General features: G+C 70.4%; 2 protein-coding genes. Both read right to left on the bottom strand.

All coding sequences use genetic code 11. The features are described from left to right. Positions 1-78 precede the first annotated feature (78 nt). Entirely contained in the window at positions 79-687 is a 609-nt protein-coding gene (locus tag AOK11_RS36510) for a hypothetical protein (RefSeq protein ID WP_063793577.1), read from the bottom strand. Positions 688-1,196: 509 nt separating this feature from the next. Beyond that, the gene (locus tag AOK11_RS41165) at positions 1,197-1,697 is read right to left on the bottom strand and encodes a hypothetical protein (RefSeq protein ID WP_206188998.1); all 501 of its coding nucleotides are present in this window, start codon (positions 1,695-1,697) and stop codon (positions 1,197-1,199) included. Positions 1,698-2,179 lie beyond the last annotated feature (482 nt).

The raw sequence follows: 2,179 nt of genomic DNA, 5'->3' as shown, positions 1-2,179 counted from the left end.
GGGTGGGATGTTACGGGGGGACTCCGGCCCGATTCCAGCGGGCCGGGGTCTTCATGCTGTGCTGGGGTGGCGGTTCGGTCAGCGTCCGCCGAATCCGTCGTTCCCGCCGAATCCGTTGTTTCCGCCGTGTCCGCCGAAGTAGTGGTCGATGACCCGGAAGCTGCCTACCACTCCGTTCTTGACGAAGACGCCACCCTCGACGTGGCCGGGGTGCACGCCACTGCTGGAGCTGTGCGGTCCGACGGTGGCGATGGGGGCGCCGTTGTCGCAGGTGGCTCCGCGGAAGACCTCGACGCTCCTGCGGCTGTCGTTGCGGATGTTGAAGCTCTTGGAGCCCAGGCCGCTCACGACGGTGACGCAGCCGCCCGGGGCGGCCGAGTAGGAACGCTCGTTGATGTGGATCCGGCCTTCGAAGTCTCGGCCTTCGAAGTCTCGGCCTTCGTTGCCCCTTCCTTCGTTGCCCCTTCCTTCGTTGTCCCTGCCTTCGTTGCCCTTGCCGGAGTCGCCGCCCATGGGGGCCGCGGCGGGGGCGGCCGCTTGCTGGAATGCGGGGGCGGCCGCCTGCTGGACCGCGGGGGCGGCCTGGGCCGGCTCGTAGGCGGATGCCGAGGCGTAGGTGATACCGGTGGCGGCCAGGCCCGCGGCGGCCGCGACGGCCGCGGTAACGACGTTGGGACGTGTGATCATCACGCGCTTCTCCTGTCTCGGGAGGTCGGCTGGCCAGCCGACTCGTGATGAACGTACTGACCGATTCTCATGTCTGTCATATCGGGATATGGGGGGAGGTCGGTAGATTGACTCCAATCGGGTCACAGGGGGCGCCTGCATGCCGTGTCGTGGTGTACTGACGGATGATCAGATGACTTTTCCTGTAGTGGACTTGATGCCCCGATACGCTGTCCGGGGGACTTTGCCGGAGCCTGTTCACCCGCAGACACAGCGTGTCGTTCGTTGACACAGCAGGTGAAACCGGTATTCCCGCTGTGCTGCCGGGCGGCGGGTGGGGCCTTCGAGCACGCGGGCGGGCCGGTGACGTGGCGCGTTGCCGTCCGCGGGGTGAAGTTCCCGCAGAACGTCCCGGTGAGGGCGAAGACCTGACGTCGGCCCCGGATCCTCATCACTGTGCACCTGCGGCCGGCCGGCGGGTCCGCCTGAGCGTCCTGGACGTGTGCCCGCCGCCCGCGACGGGCTGTGGTTCATGGTGACGGGGGCGGCTCGTTGGGCGCACCGGAACCCGGGTCGTCGGGCCGGAGGCCGGGGGTCACCGACTTCGCCTCCTGGACGAGGTGGCCCGGCCGTAGCGGGGCGGGCCCGCTCAGAGCCACGGCGGCCATGACGACGACGATGCCCTGGATGACCAGAGAGCAGACGCCCAGGGGTTCCAGCCAGTTGCCGTAGTCGTCCTCGTCGGTGGGAACGGGCGTGGCACGGGTGACGATGTAGCCGATGGTGGTCAGCAACGCGGTGAGCCCTCCCACGACCCAGCCCAGCCGCGGTCCGCGGGTCAGCAGAAGAAGGGCGCCCACCGTGGTACCGACCGCGGTGGCGATGAAACCGCCGATGAGGAAGGGCACGTCCGCGTCGATGACCTCGTAGGCGTGGATCCCGGCATCGGCCAGGAGAAGGACTGCGGCCAGGGCGCGCGCCCCGCCGTGCTCCGCACGGCCTTGCGGGGTGGAGGCGGGACTGTCCAGCATGATCCATCCCGTGTTCGAGTCCTGGGTCAACAGGTCCCACGCGCCACCGCGCGAGCAGGCCAAGGACATGATGCCTCTCGCCGCGGGCGAATCGCGGGCACACGGGGTCGGCGTGTCCGGTGCCGGGCCCCTTCACGCTTGCCTGCCCCCCCGTCCGTCCCCTTCGCCGGCAGCTGCACCGGCCGGCGCGTGGACGGCGTGGACATGCCGCCCTCCACGCCGTCGACTGCAGGCGGCATGCTGTCGTAGATCTTGGTGAGCGGCCGCAGAAGCCGCCCACTGACCTCCTCACCGAAGCCTGGAGCACCAGACCCGCCGCACCCACGCCCAGGCCGGAGCCGACCCCGACCGCCGATCCGGCCGGCACCACCACCGCGGCGACGTCGCCGCGGTGGTGGTGGCGGCGGGGTCGGCGGTCGGGGTCGGCGGCGGCCTGGCCGTGGGTGCGTCGGGGCTGGGGCTGCAGGCGTCGGTGAGGAGGG

The sequence above is a fragment of the Streptomyces hirsutus genome (genome assembly GCF_001418415.1).
GTDB classification, from domain to species: domain Bacteria; phylum Actinomycetota; class Actinomycetes; order Streptomycetales; family Streptomycetaceae; genus Streptomyces; species Streptomyces hirsutus.
Note: the sequence above shows the minus strand (reverse complement) of the source record. Positions and strands in the feature narration are given on the sequence as shown.

What these genes read in the sequence shown, in the direction of transcription:
- AOK11_RS36510 (WP_063793577.1), bottom strand. Translation starts at nt 687, where the DNA reads ATGATCACACGTCCCAACGTCGTTACCGCGGCCGTCGCGGCCGCCGCG.
- AOK11_RS41165 (WP_206188998.1), bottom strand. Translation starts at nt 1,697, where the DNA reads ATGCTGGACAGTCCCGCCTCCACCCCGCAAGGCCGTGCGGAGCACGGC.